Origin of the sequence: Bacillus pinisoli (assembly GCF_023036475.1) — a bacterium.
Lineage (GTDB): Bacteria > Bacillota > Bacilli > Bacillales > SA4 > Bacillus_BS > Bacillus_BS pinisoli.
The window spans coordinates 116,850-134,282 of sequence record NZ_JAJQKI010000005.1; the positions used below are offsets into that span (position 1 = coordinate 116,850).

Consider the following 17,433-nt stretch of genomic DNA (forward strand, 5'->3'; position numbering starts at 1 on the left):
TTCACCTCTTACCTTCCACCAGTTCCAAGACCGTTGATAATTTTATCTAGCATTTCATCTATAATTGTAATATTTCTTGCAGATGCATTGTAGGCATGCTGGAATTTAATCATGTTTGTCATTTCTTCATCAATGGATACTCCAGTAACTGATTGACGATTATTATCAACTGTCGTAATTAATACTTCAGAATTAAGCTTTAATCGCTTGGATTCTTGTGCTTCAACCGCCATGGCTCCAATCATTCCTTCGTAGAATGAATTGAGATTCCCAGTTATGCCAGTTACGGAAGCTTGATCTGCGAACGTGCTCACTTCTTTACTCATAACCGCTGCAAGCTCTAGAGCATTAGATCCATCTCCTGCACTATTGTCCTGTTTTGCAGCAGCAATTAATGCTGGGTTAGTAAAGATAGCCGGGTTCATCTTTATTGTTTTTGCAGAAGTAATATCATTGAAAAAGGATGGTGCATTTAAATTGCTATTGTATTGTTTTCCACTCTCATGAACACTATTAAACTCTTTAGCAAAAGCATTGGCTAGCTTATCTAAATCATTCAACATTCTCATGTATGACCCTGTAACTTCACCATTTGCATTTTTATATCCGAATGATTCAACAAGTCCATTAAGCTTTCCGAAGAAGTCATAGCTTGTTACAGTTGTTCCACCTTGAATAGTAACACCACTAATATATTCTACGCTGTTACCATTTACCGTTTCAGTGGCATAAGTCACTCCCACTGGGTTGACAGTAAAATTGGTTCCATCAACTAACGTACCATAAGATGTCGTATTCGTACGGTCCATCAGTTCAATTTTATAAGTTCCTTCAGCAATTGCTAAAGCGTTCCCGTAGTTTGCTGGCTTTTCCTTTGTGACTCTAACGTTGACAAGGTTGGATAATTGATCAACTAAACTGTCTCTTTGGTCATATAAATCATTCGGTAAATAACCATGAGGTTCAATTTCTGAGATTTGTTTATTTAAGCTATTAATTTGTGTTAGTAGCGTGTTGACAGAATTCGTGGTGACATCAATCTCAGATTTTAGATCGTATTTAATAGTTGATAGAGTAGTAGATAAATAGTTAAAAGTATCAGCCACTGCTTGTCCACGTTGAGCAACTACAAGGCGTGCCCCATCATCTTCAGGGTTAGTTGCTAGATCTTGAAGTGAATTCCAAAAACGATTCATCGTGTTTGCGAGCCCATCATCTGATGGTTCATTCATAATCTGTTCCATTTTATATAAAGCTTCACTCTTTGAGCTGTAATAACCATTTTTCATATTTTCGCCACGATACTGAATATCTAAAAACTGCTCACGTACTCTGGCAATTGAACCAGCTTCCACCCCAGTTCCTAGTGTACCTGGCATCATCGGACGATTAACCGAAGCAGCAGGATAAGCTTCTGTTTGCTGAAAGTTAACCACTTGTCTAGAGTAACCCGGTGTATTAGCATTCGAGATATTATGACCCGTCACATATAAAGCGGACTGCTGGGTAACCATTCCTCTTCTTGCTGTTTCTAATCCATGAAATGTAGATCGCATTCCTCTTTCCTCCGATTCTATGCTTTCGAGTCAAACACAGAACGCTTAACGTGTTCTACTTGACCTTTATTGACTGGTTTATTGTAGTTTACATTTTGTGGCCTTGGCATTAGTAGATCTAGTGAATAATTAACGAATTGAAGTGAAGAATACACTAGTTCTTGGTTTAGTGCATTTAAAGCTTTTAGTTTCTCAAGTTGAGTGGTAAGCTCATTTTTAATAACATCTAACTTTTCAGCTTCTTGCGGAGATAAGATGTTGATTACATCTGATAGTGTAGGTTCATCACCTGTTAGAGCATGTCCACTCAATAACCGAGCGACAATCCCCTTCCGCTCTTCCTCTAACTTACTAATCGCCATCACATGTTTATTTTCATCCTTAAGAATAGAAGAGAGAGCTTCAATGTCACCCTTCTTAATGATTTCAGTTTTAGCTGTTCCTAGCTTATATAGGCTTTGGTGAAGAGCTAAAAGCTTGTTTAACGTTTCAATCAACTTCTCAGTGTGCATTTCCACTCACCTCTCTATAACAAAAATGAAGGACTTGAGTCGGCCCAAATCCTACATAAACATCTTAGTTTTTTGAAAAATATTGAATGACGCTTTTTGCTACTGCTTCAGCATCTACTTGATATGTTCCGGCTTCAATTTGTTGCTTTAATGCCTGAACTTTATCAAGACGCTCCGTTGCAACCTTAGAAGTTACCTGCATTTCTTTAGCAGCTGAAGAAATTTCTACTTTATCTGTTCTATCCGCAGCTTTTCCACTGCTTTGAACCTTATTAAGATTCTTTTTATATGGATTTACATTTAATGAATTAATATTATTTATCTTCATTTGTTACGCACTCCTTCACACTCCGATAAGAGCTTCTTACCTATAGTATCGGATGAAAAGGAAAAAAGTTTACATTATTACCTTAAAATTTTCTCAAGAATGTTGAAGTCTTCTCTTTTTTTAGACGATCTTCCTCTTCCTGTAAATGCTTCAAATCTTGTTGTAGACCTTTTGCACACTGATCGCAGATTTTCCCTTGTCTTATCAGAGTTTTACATTTCTCACATGGATATCCTAAGTTCGGAAACTGAGCCAGCTTTAATTTCCCAGTTCTTATCCACTTAATGACAAGCGTTTCTTCTACATCGGTTGCTTCTGCTACCTCCGGAAGCGTAGCCATTCGGTTTTCTTTTTTACGAATATAGTTATATACAGTTTCAAAAAGTTGTTGTTCTTCTTTATAACAAGTAGGACAGACATCCTGAGCAGGTGTAGCTACAAACAATTTATCACATTTTGGGCAATTCGCTAATTCTCCCATAAATTAACACCATTCCTTTATCTTCTATGCTACTTATTATATCGACAAAGTTCGTCATAGTTAAAGTGCAAATGTTTGGGAATGTTTAGCTTCTGATGAGGGTTAGTGAGGATACCTTGGAGGCACCATTTTCAAGGAGGAGTTTCGCTGCGTGACGGATGGTTGTTCCAGTGGTATAGATGTCATCGATTAGAAGAATATGTTGAGCGGTTATATTTACGTTTAATCGTAGTTGAAAAGGATTGTCTCCTGTTAATCGTTCTTGTCTAGTTTTTTTACTTTGTTTGGTTTCATTTTTCTTTAGTAAGGTAGGCTCTATTTTCCGGGGGATATGTTTAGCTAAAATCTCTGCTTGATTAAACCCTCTTTCATATAGTCTTTCCTCACTTAAGGGGATAAAGCTAATCATTGATACAGAAGTAAACTCTTTTATAAAAAATTCTCTTATCTCTTTTGAAAATACCTTACCAAGCTCAAAATCTCCACGAAATTTAAATTGATTAAAGATTGTCTTGATCCCCTCATTATATTGATAAATAGAACGGTTAATCATCTCATTTTCCTTCCAACACGGATCCATGCTCCACCGTAAACAGTCTTTACATAATGGCTCGAATTCTCCTGGCCTTCCACACCCCTGGCAAATCGCCCCATTTATTTTCACCAGCTCTCGACTACACTGAAAGCAAAGCAATGGTTCTTCCACCATCAAGACTGCTTTCCAACCAATAGTAGAAACCTTCTCATGGCACATCAAGCATTGACTCACTTTAACATCCCCTTTTTCAAAGCGGCTTTATTCATGCTCTCTAATTGTTTCTTTGCATCAAGCATCGCTTTTGTTTTTCCAAAATGAAAAAATAAGATTTCACCTGTAGGATCAGCAGCACTTCTACCTACCCTTCCCGCGATTTGCACGAGAGCACTTTCGGTAAACACTGGATCGTCTGCTCCAAGTACAGCAACTTCCGTGCTAGGAACGGTCACTCCCCGCTCTAATATCGTCGTCGTGAGCAATATCGGTATATGACCAGCTCGAAAGCTTGACACTTTTTCTTTCCGTAGTGGGTCCCGTGAATGAACCCCCTCAATTTTTTCAGAAACCTCTTTGACCAAGGGAAGAATCTTTTCAAGCAAATCAATCGAAGGGATAAATAGAAAGGCTTGCCGGTTATTTCGCAGCTTCTTTACGAGCCAGTCCTCTAAAATCGGGGGAAGCTTCTTATTATTGATGTACTTCTTCCAATTTCCAATCCAGGCGAGCTCTGGCACTGGTAACGGATGTCCGTGAAAGCGAGCCGGTATAGTTACAGCTTGTATTTGCTTCTTCTCAATCTTCCTTTTCCAATTAGGAGTGGGGGTTGCAGTTAAATATATAGTGGAGGAATGTTCTTTCTTCGCCTGCTGAACAGCGCGCTGGAGCATGGCATCAAAGGAATAGGGGAAAGCATCTACTTCATCCACAATGATGACGTCAAACGCTTTATAAAATCGAAGTAATTGGTGGGTGGTGGCAATTGTAACCGGTGCTAATGTTCGAGGATCTTGACTACCGCCATATAAGGTTTGAATCTCAACTTCAGGAAAAGCCTTTTTTATTCTTGGAGCCAGTTCAATCACAACATCGGTTCTTGGTGTAGCTAAGCAAATATATTTTCCAGTCCTTAAAGCAGCTTCAATACCTTCAAATAGAACTTCAGTCTTGCCGGCTCCACATACTGCCCAAATCAATAAATCCGAATGTTTAGTAACCGTTTCAACCATTTCAAACGAAGCAGCAGCCTGTGCTTTTGACAATTGCCCATCCCATTCTAGTGAATTTTCATATACAAAATTACTAACTGGACCCTCCCAACTAACCAAAGGCGTACACTCACTCACCCTTCCCATCGCAATACATTTGCGACAGTAAGTACAGTTCATTTTACACCTAGCACAATCAAAACTAGCAAATAAATTCTGGGTACCACATCTTTTACAAGTAATTAGTCCTTTTACTTTGTTAACGCCATAATGATACTTTACATAACCTTGTTCAAAATGCTCTTGAATTACTTCAATAGGAAAGGGAATTCCATCAATAAGTAGTAGTCTTCCTTGGAGAAACTGCTGGAGATCATAAGAGAAGTTAAAAGAGGTATTCAGAGGTTGTTCAAGAATTGTATGTTCACTAATGCGTGAACCATGTTTCGACGGAACTAATTTATTATTTATTACTTCGAATAGCATATTTCCTCCTTTATCTTAAAAAGGGCTCCAATTAAGGAGCCTCTATTCTTTATACCAGCCTAATCCAATCGCACCTTCACCAAGATGCGTTCCAATCACCGGCCCAAAGTTACTAGTTGTTACTTCAGCATTCGGGTATTTTCCTTCTAATTCACTCTTAAGCTCATAGGCTTCATCTATGCGATTCGCATGAATGACTGTTGCCTTAATAGGTTGCCCACTCTTTGCCTCTTCATCAAAAAGCTCAAAAATACGCTTTATTGCTTTTTTACGAGTACGAATTTTTTCAAAAGGGACAATCTTCTTATCTTCAAAATGTAACACAGGTTTTACTTGTAATAGACTCCCAACGAAAGCTTGAGCACTACTTAAGCGGCCTCCACGTTGAAGATGAGAAAGATCATCGACCATGAAGTAAGCTCTCATTGATCGCTTCATCTCGTCCAGTCTAGCAATAATCTCTTCAGGTCCTTTGCCCTCTTCAGCAAGCCTTGCTGCTTCTAAAACATAGAACCCTTGTGGCATCGCACTAATCTCTGAGTCGTAAGCAAATAGCTTTATACCTTCTACCATGTTACCTGCAGCTACAGCCCCTTGGAACGTCCCGCTAATTCCACTTGATAGATGAATACTAATGACAGCATCGTAATCTTTAGCCAGTTCGCTGAACAAGTCCACACATAACCCAATGGCTGGTTGTGAGGTTTTAGGTAGATCTCCTCCACCACTTACTCTTTTATAAAAATCTTCTGTTGAAATCTCTACTTCCTCTTGATAAGATTCGTTTCCGAACACCACATTTAAAGGAAGCATATGTATATTCCATTTTTCACGTAATTCCTTCGGTATGTAGGCAGTACTATCCGTCACTACAGCTGTTTTCATTTTTTTACCTTCCTTACTGAGAAGTTTTACCATGATACCTATCATACCATGATATTTGTCATATGTGGACATGTATATTTATCATATTCTGTTATAAAGAATTTTAGAATAATAAAATAGAGCTACCAGTTAAACAAACGTTTAATTAAACATCAACCATGATTCAATAAGGATAAGGTCCGTATGTCCCTGACAAAAATTAACTTCTCACCATCTCTAAAAACTATTATTTAACAAAAACAAAAAAGATAACCAAGGTTTCCCCAGATTATCCTTTCATTCCTATCTTACCTCAACCCAGCCATTTTTAATCGATACAACAACAGCTTGAGTACGGTCGTTTACATTCATCTTCGTAAGTATATTACTTACATGGTTCTTAACCGTTTTTTCACTAATAAACAAAATCTCACCAATATTACGGTTACTCTTCCCATCCGCTAGAAGCTGTAATACCTCACACTCACGGCGAGTTAATAAATGAAGCGGTCTTCTCACTTCAACTTCCTTCTTAATGGTTCCAGCATTACTTGTAGCAAGACGGCGGTATTCCTTGACCAAATTATGAGTAACCTTAGGGTGTAAATAAGAACCACCATCAGCAACCACTTTTACTGCCTCAACTAGCTGCTCTGAGTCCATTTCTTTTAGTAAATAACCCCTAGCTCCCGTTTTTAAAGCGTGAGTTACATAGTTTTCATCATCATGTATGGATAATATAATTACCTTTGTATCTGGATATTGATCAATTAACTGCCCTGTCGCTTCCACTCCATTTAGAGTTGGCATATTGATGTCCATAATGACGACATCTGGTTGGTGTGCCTCAACAAGACCTACTGCTTGAGAACCATCGTCACCTTCTGCCACTACCTCAAAATTTGTTTCAAAATCCAAGATTCTTTTTACTCCTTCACGGAATAACTGATGATCATCAATAATTATGATTCTTGTCTTCTCCAAAAATTTCGCCTCCCACAGCTAATCAACTAAGCATTTAACGGAATCTTCATCATAATGGTGGTTCCAGCATTAAGCTTAGAATCAATTGAGAGCTGTCCCTCTAGTATATCTATTCTTTCTCTCATTCCGATTAATCCAAAAGACTTTTCCTTCTTCTCTTCTATATTAAATCCTTTTCCATTATCTTTGACAACTACTATTATTTGTTCTGGTTTAATTTCTAGTTTAACCGTAATTTCTGATGCTTCTGCATGCTTACAGGCATTTTGAACAGATTCTTGGATTAAACGGAATAATGCCACTTCTAACTTAGATGAAAGCCTTTTTTCAATCCCTAGATGAACAAATCGAATTTCAGCCTTCTTATTATAGTCTTCGATCGTATCTAGGTATTTTTTGAGGGTTGGAATTAACCCTAGGTCATCTAATGCCATTGGCCTAAGATCATATATGATCCGTCTAACCTCATACAGCGCGTTTCTAACCATTGATCTCAGGTTTTTAATCTCAAGGATGGCTTCATCCCCACCACGCTCGCGGTATATCTTATCAATCAAATCCGATCTCATCATTACATTAGCAAGCATTTGAGCTGGTCCGTCATGAATCTCACGAGATAAGCGTTTGCGTTCTTCTTCTTGCGCCTCAATAATCTTTAATCCATAATCCTGCTTTTGTTTCGCATCTTCTACCATATCGCCAAATGCTCGCAAATCACTATCCAAGTAATTAAGTACAACCGAAATCTGACCTACTAATGCATCTGCTCGTTCAATCGTTTCAGTTAGTCCAATAAGACGTCTTTCAATTTCATCCCGACGGTCCCTGAGTTGCTTTTCCTTTGAACGAATAACGGTAAGCTCCATTTGTAGGTTATGTGCTTTTTCATAGGCGTCACGAATTTCTTCTTCTGTATAGCTTTTAAAATGCTTACTAACATCAGAAAGTCTTTTCCTTGCATACTTCGCATGAATCTCTAGCTTGTCCCCTTCATCAATAATAGAAAGGACCTGGACTCTAAGCGACTTTAACTCCTGAGATAAAGATTCAAATTCCTGGCGAGACTGCTCTCCAATACGAAAAATCTCATCTTTACTAATCTCAACGGTTTCCACCATTTTCTCTAAAATCTGATCTAACATCTTACTATCTAGTTTTGGCTTCTTCTTCGCAGGCATTTGAATTCCCCCAAATTAACAGTACAAAAACCATCACCGTATTTCTAGCAACTTCGTACCCATTTATTGTTACTTCTATTATAGGACAAAAGAGCTAAGGATGACCAATAAAATATAATTGTAATATTAATTAAATAATTTTGTATTTTTACCTAAATTTCTTCTCTATTCTTTATTATTTTTCTGTAGTACTAATAAAAGGCTTATTTTTAATATCTTTTTATGGGAAAAATAAATAATTGAACGAATTATGTTGTCGAATTATAATAGGAAGAGTATGTTCTAATGTGGGGGATTTCCTAATACAAATATATCGGTTAACCTCGCTAATTTAAGGGAGGGCCAAGCTATGCTACTAAGCTACAAAACGATTAAGGGCTATGGAGAATTTGAGATTAACATACAAAAATCACGCTTTATTTGTTATGTAGAGAGAGCTACTACAGAGGAACAAGCCCAGGAATTTATACAAAAAATAAAAAAGCTCCACCGGGATGCAAATCATAGTTGCTCTGCTTATTTAATTGGTGAGTACAACCAAATTCAAAAAGCAAACGATGATGGGGAGCCGAGTGGTACAGCTGGAGTTCCGATTTTAGAAGTATTAAAGAAAAAGGAACTTAAGGACACTGTTGTTGTAGTAACAAGATACTTTGGTGGGATAAAGCTTGGTGCTGGTGGGTTAATTCGTGCTTATGGTTCGGCCACATCTGATGGAATAAATTCTGTCGGTATTGTTGAACGTAAGCTTATGAGGTTAATGAATGTTAAAGTTGATTATACTTGGGTTGGGAAAATTGAGAATGAATTGAAATCATCTGACTACCTACTTAAAGGTATTCAATATACGGATATTGTTGAATTTAAAATATATGTAGAAGAAAGTCGGACAGATTCATTTGTTGAATGGATTACAGAATTGACAAATGGGCAGGGGAAACTTAATAAAGGAGATAATGAGTTCCTAGAAATTCAAATATAAGGAGTAATTATGGATAGAACAACCTTTAGAAAGCAACATAAGAAAGGCAGAAAGTTATTATTTATTCTGGTGCCAATTTTAACAATTATTTTATTAGTAGTTTGTTACGGAGTATACCTTACATTTAAAGTAGCAGATGCAACTTCAGAGGCACAGCAAGAACTCAAAAGAGGGAATAAATCCGAAAAGCGTGCAGTACCAATTGACCCATCAAAAGACAATTTTTCTGTACTATTGGTTGGTGTTGATGAAAGAGAAGGGGAAACAAATAGTCGATCTGACGCATTAATATTGGCAACATTTAACAAAACTGAAAAAACAGTGAAAATGGTTAGTATACCTAGGGATACTAGGGTTGACATACCCGAGCATGATAAAGACAAAATAAATCACGCCCACGCTTTTGGAGGTATTGATTTAACTATAGAAACCGTTGAGGAACTTTTTGATATCCCTGTTGATTACTATGTAAAATTAAACTTCGATGCCTTCGTTGAGATTATTGATGCCCTTGGAGGTGTGACTGTCGAAGTTCCTAAAACGTTCTCTGAACAAAATAGCAAAGATGAACAGGATGCTATTACTCTGTATGAGGGAATACAAACACTTAATGGCGAAGAAGCATTAGCCTTTGTTCGAATGCGTAAGGATGACCCAACTGGAGATATTGGTAGGGGCGAGCGTCAAAAACAAGTAATTAAAGCGATTATTGAAAAATCAGCATCATTAACTTCTGTTACAAAGTATGATGATGTTATAGATAGCATTGGAAGTAATTTAGTTACTAATTTAAGTTTTGGTAACTTAGTTGCCCTTCAAAGTTACTCTAAAGCATTAAATTCAATTGAATCCTTAAAGCTTGTCGGAAACGATTCCCGTATACGGGGCTTATATTATTACGAATTAGAAGAACAATCCCTTCTTGATATCTCGAGTCAATTAAAGCAACACCTAGATATTTTAGAACAATAAACAATTTTTACTCACACCCCCTAAAGAAAATGGGGGTTATTTTTTTGCAGTCTGCCCATAACTGACACTAAACTAGTCACTTTCTAAATTAAATATACTACGAACTATTGAAAAAAGAAAAAATTCAATTGTTGACTTTATCATCGTTACTTCAGGATCTATATTCTAGTTCCCCGCCCTTTTCACAGCAAAAACCTAATTTAAATATTAATTTATTGTCCTAATTATAATAGATAATAACATTTAAAATCTGGAATTTTTCTCACATGGTATACAATTAAAAAGGACCATTACCTATTAAGGTAATGGCCTCTCATTTACATTTTCATATTGATATTTTGTATACCCCTTACCATTTTTAGCAAAGGTCTATAGTTCGTCCCGATTAATCCTATTTTTTCAACAGTTAATTCAATTGCCAAAATTAAAATAGTTATAACTAGAAATGATCCCCACATTGTCGTCTTTGATAGTAAAATTGCTGCGATTCCAAAGATTGCACTCATCCCATAAATAATTAAAACTGTAGTCCTATGGCTGTATCCAACATTTAACAGACAATGGTGTAGATGGGATTTATCTGGTGCTGATAATGGTTGTTTATTTACAAGTCTTCTAACTATAGCAAAAACTGTATCAGATATTGGAACACCTAATATAATAATAGGGACAATGAACGAAATAACTGTAACATTTTTGAATCCTAAAAGGGATAGAACAGAAATCATAAATCCTAAAAATAGAGCACCCGTATCCCCCATAAAGATTTTAGCTGGGTGAAAATTATAAAACAAGAAGCCTAAAGTGCTAAAAAGTAAAATTAACCCGATGCTGACAACAAAAACATTCCCCATAATGATAGCCATTACTGAAACAGTAATAAGGGCAATAGAGGAAACCCCTGCTGCTAATCCATCTAATCCATCTATTAGGTTAATGGCATTTGTAATACCAACAATCCAAAGAATCGTCAGCGGGATACTAAAAAGCCCAAACTCTAGCTTTGCTCCAAAAGGGAGATTAATGAAGTCAACTTGCAGACCACCTAAGACAACTACTAATGCAGCAACTACTTGACCCATTAGTTTTACCTTTGCTGAAAGTTCAATCATATCGTCAAGTATACCCGTAATTAATATAATTCCACTACCTATAAGTATAGGAATTAGCAAGCTATGCTCAGGTCGTACAATGACTACTCCTATTATAAAACTAATATATATAGCTAAACCACCAAGACGAGGCATAACCTTCTGATGAACCTTTCTTTGGTTCGGTTTATCAGTTGCTCCAATTTTAAAGGCTAGCTTCTTAATTAAAGGTGTAATACCTATCGTTATTAGTAAACATATTAAACAGGCCAAATAAAGCATAAAGACCCTCCTAGTTTAGTTACATATAATTTGAAAAACAAAAGCCAAAGTAACTCATAAATGGGATTATATCATACCAATTAAATATGAGATACAGTTATTTTCACCCAAAATCATTACAGAATTTTAAGAAAAATCATATAATATTTGACCTGATTTATTCACGTTCATATTAAAATGACGTTAGTAAAGAGATGAAAGTTTCAAGAATTTTTAATCCACTTCTAAAACTTTCGATAATATCTATTTTCTTTAGAGGGTCTAAAAAAAAAACAAACAGCAATTATTTGCTATTTGTTAACATTAATTTATTAGAGACCCTATTAAGTATGACAGCCATTTGAGCTCTAGTTATTGGTTCACTCGGTCGAAATGTCCCATCATTAAATCCAGAGAAAATTCCTAAGTTATGCATTGCTAAAATATCTTGATATGACCACCTACTTGTTAAAACATCTTTGAATGGTGAAGTCGAAATCTCCATTTGCTCATTACCTTTTATCGCCCTATGAATAATTGCTGCTAACTGTTCCCTGCTCACAAAATCATTAGCATTAAATTTACCTTTTTCATCCCCAACCATTAAATTATGCTGTTTAATAATTTCAATTTCGGTTTTTGCCCAATAATCTGAAGGAACATCAACTGTTGAACTTGATATTTTAGTTAACGGCTTAAGTTGTAGTGCTCGAACTAATATTACTGCTGCCTCAGCCCTTGTTATAGAATCATTGGGTGAAAAGATAGCTGGTGTTTTCCCTTTCATCCATCCTTGTTCGTATACCATTTTTATATCATATTTTGCCCAGTGATTTTGTACATCAATTATTTGAGAAAACGGATTCTCACTGTGCCCCCTTACCCATGAACCATATTCTTTCCATATCTCTATGTTTTCTTGGCCAAGGCTCCAACTCCCTGTACCACCTAGGTTATATTTATGAACCAAATTAACTTTGGCCTCTATAGATTTATTATTCTCATACCAAATATGATAGGTTCCAGGACCCAGAACTTTCCCTCCAAAAGTTTGTTTTACATCATTATCATCAATATCAATAATTGCCATAGGTGATTGATAGTTCTCATCATAAATTACTTTTCCATCATATAAATTTAGCATTTCACTGACTTTTGATTGAGATACACCATATCCACCAAAAGTTTGGCCGCTTATCCAATACCTCCCATAAAAAGGTATACCAAGGATTATTTTATTATTTTCAACCCCTTGTCTAATTGCATATTGAATTGATTTCTCAACCCATGGTAGACTTGCAACTGGTCCTTCTGGCCCACCTGTGTAGCTTTCGTCGTATGCCATAATAACAAGGTAATCCGAATACTGGGCAAGCTTATTGTAATCATATGAACCATGCCAACCTTTGGTCCAGCCATTTGGATTTGCTGCGACAGCCACAGATACAACTTTGTCTTTGGGAATCTTTTCACTTAGTAGTCTAACAAAATTGGTATATTCTTCTCGATCTAAGTCTGTTACATTTTCTATATCTACATTAATACCATCTAGGTTATATTTTTCAATGGCATTTGCAATCTGTGTGGAGAGCAACTCACTATTTCCTAAAGCAACCCTTCCTAATTCACGGTCCCAGTGATTACTTAAAAACGGAGTAACCTTTATCCCTTTTGAATGCATCTCTTTTATAAAATTTGTATCTATTTGATGAGTTAATCTAAGCGAGCCATCGCTATTAAGGTCAAAGTAACTCGGTGAAATTGTATTTAAATTGCCTCCTGCTCTTTCCACCTGATATGAAAAGGAACTAGAACTACCAAAATATAAATAGGACATATTAACTTCTATATCATGGGCTTCTACCTTTTGATAAGGGTAGTAAGCAAATAAAAGTGAACCCATTACTAATTTAACCGTAATTATCTTTTTGTTTGGAATTTGTTCACTGATGTATTTCGAAATGATTTTCTTTAAAGATGTGTTATTTCCTACTGATTTGGCAAAAAACTCAGTAGAGAATTCAGTAAATACATGATTTAAATGTATAACAAGAACACATCCATTTTCCGTTTCTTGAATCTCATGTCTTAAAATTATATCATTCATTTAACTCAATCCTATTTTTATATTTATACCTCATTATTTATCGAGCCCTTGTAATATATACCCATATTTATGAGTTGGATTTTTCTAACAAAAAAACTGCCCCCAATTATTTGAGGACAGTCTTAATACTAATATGAACTATAAATTTTCCAAACACCATTTAATTTTCGAAGTAGTAGATCACCGTTTGCATCAACAACATCTTTATAAACTTCACTACCTTTAGTTTGAGTAACTTCATAATATACATTTGATATCCTAACTACTGCAAAACTATTACTTTTAGAAATAACTTCTATAACTGGCTCACTCTTTCTCAGGAATGAGTAGGAATAACCATTATCCTCCACATTATATAGAAGAACACTATTACCTTCATTAACACCTGCTAAATAAAAACCAGTTGTATATTTTTGTGCAATATCAAATACTCTATAATAATCAGCATCTAAATATGCTTGATACACTTCGTTCTCATTATTGAGTACAATGGTTTGTAACTCATTATCAGTTGGTAATGCTGTTGACTCTAAACGAGTAGAGCGATGTAACATTACTACTGCTTCTGCACGGGAAGCTGAGGCTTTTGGACTAAATTTACCATTATTACCAACAACAATCCCAACTTGACTTGCTTTATTTATATCTCCAATAGCCCAATATCCACTAGGAACATCAGTAAACGATGTCGGAGTTCCTGAGAAGTTTACAGTAGTTCCAAACGCACGTACAATTATAGCAGCTAGTTCCGCTCTTGTAATTTGCTTTTTAGGCGCAAATTCTGTAGGAGTAACACCACCAACTATTCCTAAAGCACTTGCAGTTTGAATATCACCATATGCCCAGTGATTAATAGGAACATCAGTAAACGCTTTTCCTGGAGTGGTTGATTTAAGTTCCAACGTTCGTACTAAAAGTGCAACGAATTCAGCTCGGGTTATAGCATCTTTTGGCTTTACATATAAATTACCCTGTTGATCTATAACACCTTTTAAAATATCCGCGTCGATAAAATCGTTTAGTATTCCTTCTCCCCAGTGCCCACTAACATCCATTGGGACATAAGAATTAATGTCAGTCGCTTGGACATTTCTCTCTAAAAATGGAATTAAGAAAATCATCAAACAAATAATAACTATTACTTTTTTCTTCATAAAATGCTCCCCCCTTTTATATTGAAACAAGATAAATTATATAGTAAAAAAAGAGTATTGTCTTCATGATTTTTTCTAACTTAAACCAAACACGATATTAGAAAAAATCAACTTTTTAGAATAATGTAACCACAAACAAAAAACTACACTTAGATTAGTTAAGTGTAGCTTCTCGGTGATATATTTACTAATTTCATTAGTCTGAAGATTCTTCAGTACTTGGCTCTACCAAAACATTTGTTTCCCCACTTGAATCCGAATTAACAGTGTTTTGACTAGTAACAATCTCTTCATTTTTTGTAGTCGTAATAAAAACAGTATTTGTTGCACTATCCCATTGAACTAACCCATTTAAAGCTTCAGAGATAAACCTAAGAGGAACTAAAGTTCTGCCATTTAGGATCATAACCGAATGTTCCAGAGGAATCTCTTTACCATTTAGTATCGCTACATTAGAACCATGCGTTAACAATATTCGAATGTTTGTAGAATTTATAGTAAGCTCATGTTCAAGCCATTTAAACTCAGCATTATGGCCTTGCAATGCTCCTCTTATCGGTATCATGGTAGTTTTATTATCCTTCAATATAGCTGGCTGATCATATTTTTGAGGAACACCATCAATTACGATATTTACAACCTTATGACCAGAGGATGTTTCCGTTTGATTGACTGGACCTGTTTCAATACTAGCTTTGAATCCGATTTCATCCCAGCTTATTTTTGCCCCTAGAGATTCACCGATAAATCTCAATGGCACCATGGTTCGATTATTTATTAAATTAGCTGGGACGTCTAATACTACCTTTTCACTATTAACATAGGCTTCTTTTGAACCAATTTTCAATCTGATGGTATGATTATCCTTTTTAATAGTTATGACATTATTCGCATCAACTGTAATTGTTGACCCTAAATTTTCAAATACTCCACGCAAAGGAACTAGTGTTCTTCCATCCTTAATCAATGAAGGGGTGTCGAAGTTTAGGATATTACCATTAATGTAAAGCTTCGGATAAGGATTCCTCTCTCTAAATAGTTTATATCCTTCCTGTGCTACATAAAGTCCGACCAGCTTATTTTCTTCCCATGTCCTAGTGAACTCTGAAATTGGCAGATTCGTCTCCCCAGGATAATTACCAATTTCCGGTGTGAAGGCAGGTCTTTTATATTTAATGATAAACCAATCCGTATAACCACCACCTGATGGATTAGGACCAGGGTAAACCAAAGAATAATTAGTATAAGAACTAATTTTTTTTGCATATTCTAAATCTCTCTTATACCAATCTCCTGTTTGGTGAAAGTTCCAGAATAAAATTTTACCTGCACTATGGTAGGAAACAGCAATTTCAGGGTTTATTTGTGTTGTGAAATTCACAATTGTTTTTGTTTCTACGGCTGAAATTGGAGCTGCTCCTTTATGATGACTCCATCTTGGGTAGGAAAAATTATTTTTAATATTGTCCCAATGTGCGGGGTATTGTCTATTGAGGTCAACACCCTTTGCATTAGCCTTCCATCTTCTAAAATCATTACTACCTTCGTTCATTTTTATTAATGAAGAATGAAGGCTCACTGGAAAAGCATTCAAGCCTTCTTGTTGTAAAGTTACACCATCCGGATTTACCATTGGCACAAACCAAATTTTTGTTTGATCTAATATTCTCTTTACAGGATACCCACCAAATGTTTGATTTGATGTATACATTTGTGCATATTTATCTAGCATATACATATTCAAGTTCGTGGTTAACCACTCTCTTGCGTGGTGAGATCCATTAAAAAAAACTGTTGACTCACCTTTCCCCAAAGCTACGGCGTAAATATTTCTTCCGTATTCACTTTTTCCTATTACTTTATAAGATACAATGTCTGGATACTTTTCTGCCAAAAGTTTAATATCGTTCTCCATATCTTCATAATTATATAACCTTAAAGGATTAACGACATCAGTAGCATGTACTTTAGAACTAGCATTAGTCAGACTAAAGAAAACAAGTACTAGTAAAAAAGTAACAAAGGAGACTCTAAGACTCATTTTATACATTTCTTCTATATTCCTCCTAAATAACAAATTCCTATACTGGTAGATTAGGTGGCTAGAACAAATATGTCAACCTTGGTATGATAGATTTATAGAACAAACTTTTTCCATTAATTTAAAAGGAGCTTATAACAATGAATAAATACTTTATAACTTTGATTTTCATTATTTTAGTTACAATATCAGGCTGTGGGACTAAAGAGATTGAATTAGAAAGGGAACGTTCATCTGGGTTGCCAATAGCTTCAAATCAAGAAACTGAATTTACAAAACAAGAATTGATGAAGTTAGAAGAGGTATTATTAGAAATTGGAGATGCTCCAAAAGAAATCATTAGTGTTCATCCTATCTCTATAAAGAAAGTTAATAATGGGTTGCAGGTTACTGCATTATTACAAAATGGGTTTAGTGAATCAATTCAGAACCTTTCAGGTAATGTTAAACTTTTAGTAGCAGGTGAAATTGTTAGTAGTAAGGATTTTTCACTTAAAAAAGAAGAGTTTGGGGTGCTAGAGTCTGGACAATCAAAGCCCTGGAACTTCTTATTTCCTGAAGTACAGTTAGGAGACAAAGCTGATATTAGCGACTTTTCATTGGCTGTTGGTTTTTCATATGATATACAATAGTCATATAACTTATGACAATATTAAAGTAGTGAGTGAGGTCGGTTCACTCACTACTTTTAGT

16 protein-coding genes are annotated in these 17,433 nt (G+C 35.7%); 3 read left to right on the forward strand and 13 right to left on the reverse strand.

What is annotated here, in order from left to right; genetic code table 11:
- Positions 1–8: 8 nt before the first annotated feature.
- The 9 genes from flgK to LT143_RS09655 all read right to left on the reverse strand — a co-directional run bounded on the left by flgK (position 9) and on the right by LT143_RS09655 (position 8,132).
- Positions 9–1,556 (reverse strand): flagellar hook-associated protein FlgK, encoded by a 1,548-nt coding sequence (gene flgK, locus LT143_RS09615; RefSeq protein ID WP_246942748.1) that lies wholly within the window; start codon positions 1,554–1,556, stop codon positions 9–11.
- 17 nt (positions 1,557–1,573) lie between these two features.
- Complete coding sequence (locus LT143_RS09620) at positions 1,574–2,068, reverse strand: flagellar protein FlgN (protein WP_246942751.1); 495 nt, start codon at positions 2,066–2,068, stop codon at positions 1,574–1,576.
- Positions 2,069–2,132: 64 nt separating this feature from the next.
- The gene (flgM, locus tag LT143_RS09625) at positions 2,133–2,396 is read right to left on the reverse strand and encodes a flagellar biosynthesis anti-sigma factor FlgM (protein WP_246942753.1); all 264 of its coding nucleotides are present in this window, start codon (positions 2,394–2,396) and stop codon (positions 2,133–2,135) included.
- Positions 2,397–2,478: 82 nt separating this feature from the next.
- Positions 2,479–2,877 carry a TIGR03826 family flagellar region protein gene (locus LT143_RS09630; RefSeq protein WP_246942755.1) on the reverse strand — a complete coding sequence of 133 codons (399 nt, stop codon included), beginning with the start codon at positions 2,875–2,877 and terminating at the stop codon, positions 2,479–2,481.
- A gap of 85 nt (positions 2,878–2,962) precedes the next feature.
- Complete coding sequence (locus tag LT143_RS09635; protein WP_246942758.1) at positions 2,963–3,646, reverse strand: ComF family protein; 684 nt, start codon at positions 3,644–3,646, stop codon at positions 2,963–2,965.
- Positions 3,643–5,106 carry an ATP-dependent helicase ComFA gene (locus LT143_RS09640; RefSeq protein WP_246942760.1) on the reverse strand — a complete coding sequence of 488 codons (1,464 nt, stop codon included), beginning with the start codon at positions 5,104–5,106 and terminating at the stop codon, positions 3,643–3,645. The genes LT143_RS09635 and LT143_RS09640 overlap by 4 nt, the downstream gene beginning before the upstream one ends.
- A 42-nt stretch (positions 5,107–5,148) precedes the next feature.
- Complete coding sequence (locus LT143_RS09645; RefSeq protein ID WP_246942762.1) at positions 5,149–5,991, reverse strand: DegV family protein; 843 nt, start codon at positions 5,989–5,991, stop codon at positions 5,149–5,151.
- Positions 5,992–6,273: 282 nt separating this feature from the next.
- Positions 6,274–6,954: a response regulator gene (locus tag LT143_RS09650; protein WP_246942764.1), complete on the reverse strand. Its 681-nt coding sequence runs from the start codon at positions 6,952–6,954 to the stop codon at positions 6,274–6,276.
- 26 nt (positions 6,955–6,980) lie between these two features.
- Positions 6,981–8,132: a sensor histidine kinase gene (locus LT143_RS09655; RefSeq protein ID WP_246942766.1), complete on the reverse strand. Its 1,152-nt coding sequence runs from the start codon at positions 8,130–8,132 to the stop codon at positions 6,981–6,983.
- A gap of 349 nt (positions 8,133–8,481) precedes the next feature.
- Here LT143_RS09655 and LT143_RS09660 point away from each other — a divergent pair, with 349 nt between their 5' ends.
- Entirely contained in the window at positions 8,482–9,114 is a 633-nt protein-coding gene (locus tag LT143_RS09660) for a YigZ family protein (RefSeq protein ID WP_246942768.1), read from the forward strand.
- Positions 9,115–9,123: 9 nt separating this feature from the next.
- Positions 9,124–10,086, forward strand: a complete 963-nt coding sequence (locus tag LT143_RS09665; RefSeq protein ID WP_246942770.1) for an LCP family protein — start codon at positions 9,124–9,126, stop codon at positions 10,084–10,086.
- 317 nt (positions 10,087–10,403) lie between these two features.
- Here LT143_RS09665 and LT143_RS09670 read toward each other — a convergent pair whose 3' ends face one another.
- The 4 genes from LT143_RS09670 to LT143_RS09685 form a co-directional block, all read right to left on the reverse strand.
- Positions 10,404–11,459: a glycosyltransferase family 4 protein gene (locus tag LT143_RS09670; RefSeq protein ID WP_246942772.1), complete on the reverse strand. Its 1,056-nt coding sequence runs from the start codon at positions 11,457–11,459 to the stop codon at positions 10,404–10,406.
- A 283-nt stretch (positions 11,460–11,742) separates the two neighbouring features.
- On the reverse strand, positions 11,743–13,545 hold the full coding sequence (locus tag LT143_RS09675; protein WP_246942773.1) for a glycosyl hydrolase family 18 protein: 1,803 nt from the start codon (positions 13,543–13,545) through the stop codon (positions 11,743–11,745).
- Positions 13,546–13,673: 128 nt separating this feature from the next.
- Positions 13,674–14,699 (reverse strand): S-layer homology domain-containing protein, encoded by a 1,026-nt coding sequence (locus LT143_RS09680; RefSeq protein ID WP_246942774.1) that lies wholly within the window; start codon positions 14,697–14,699, stop codon positions 13,674–13,676.
- 196 nt (positions 14,700–14,895) lie between these two features.
- The gene (locus LT143_RS09685) at positions 14,896–16,749 is read right to left on the reverse strand and encodes a stalk domain-containing protein (protein ID WP_246942775.1); all 1,854 of its coding nucleotides are present in this window, start codon (positions 16,747–16,749) and stop codon (positions 14,896–14,898) included.
- A 131-nt stretch (positions 16,750–16,880) separates the two neighbouring features.
- Here LT143_RS09685 and LT143_RS09690 point away from each other — a divergent pair, with 131 nt between their 5' ends.
- Positions 16,881–17,372, forward strand: coding sequence for an SLAP domain-containing protein (locus LT143_RS09690; RefSeq protein ID WP_246942776.1), 492 nt, complete (start codon positions 16,881–16,883; stop codon positions 17,370–17,372).
- Positions 17,373–17,433 lie beyond the last annotated feature (61 nt).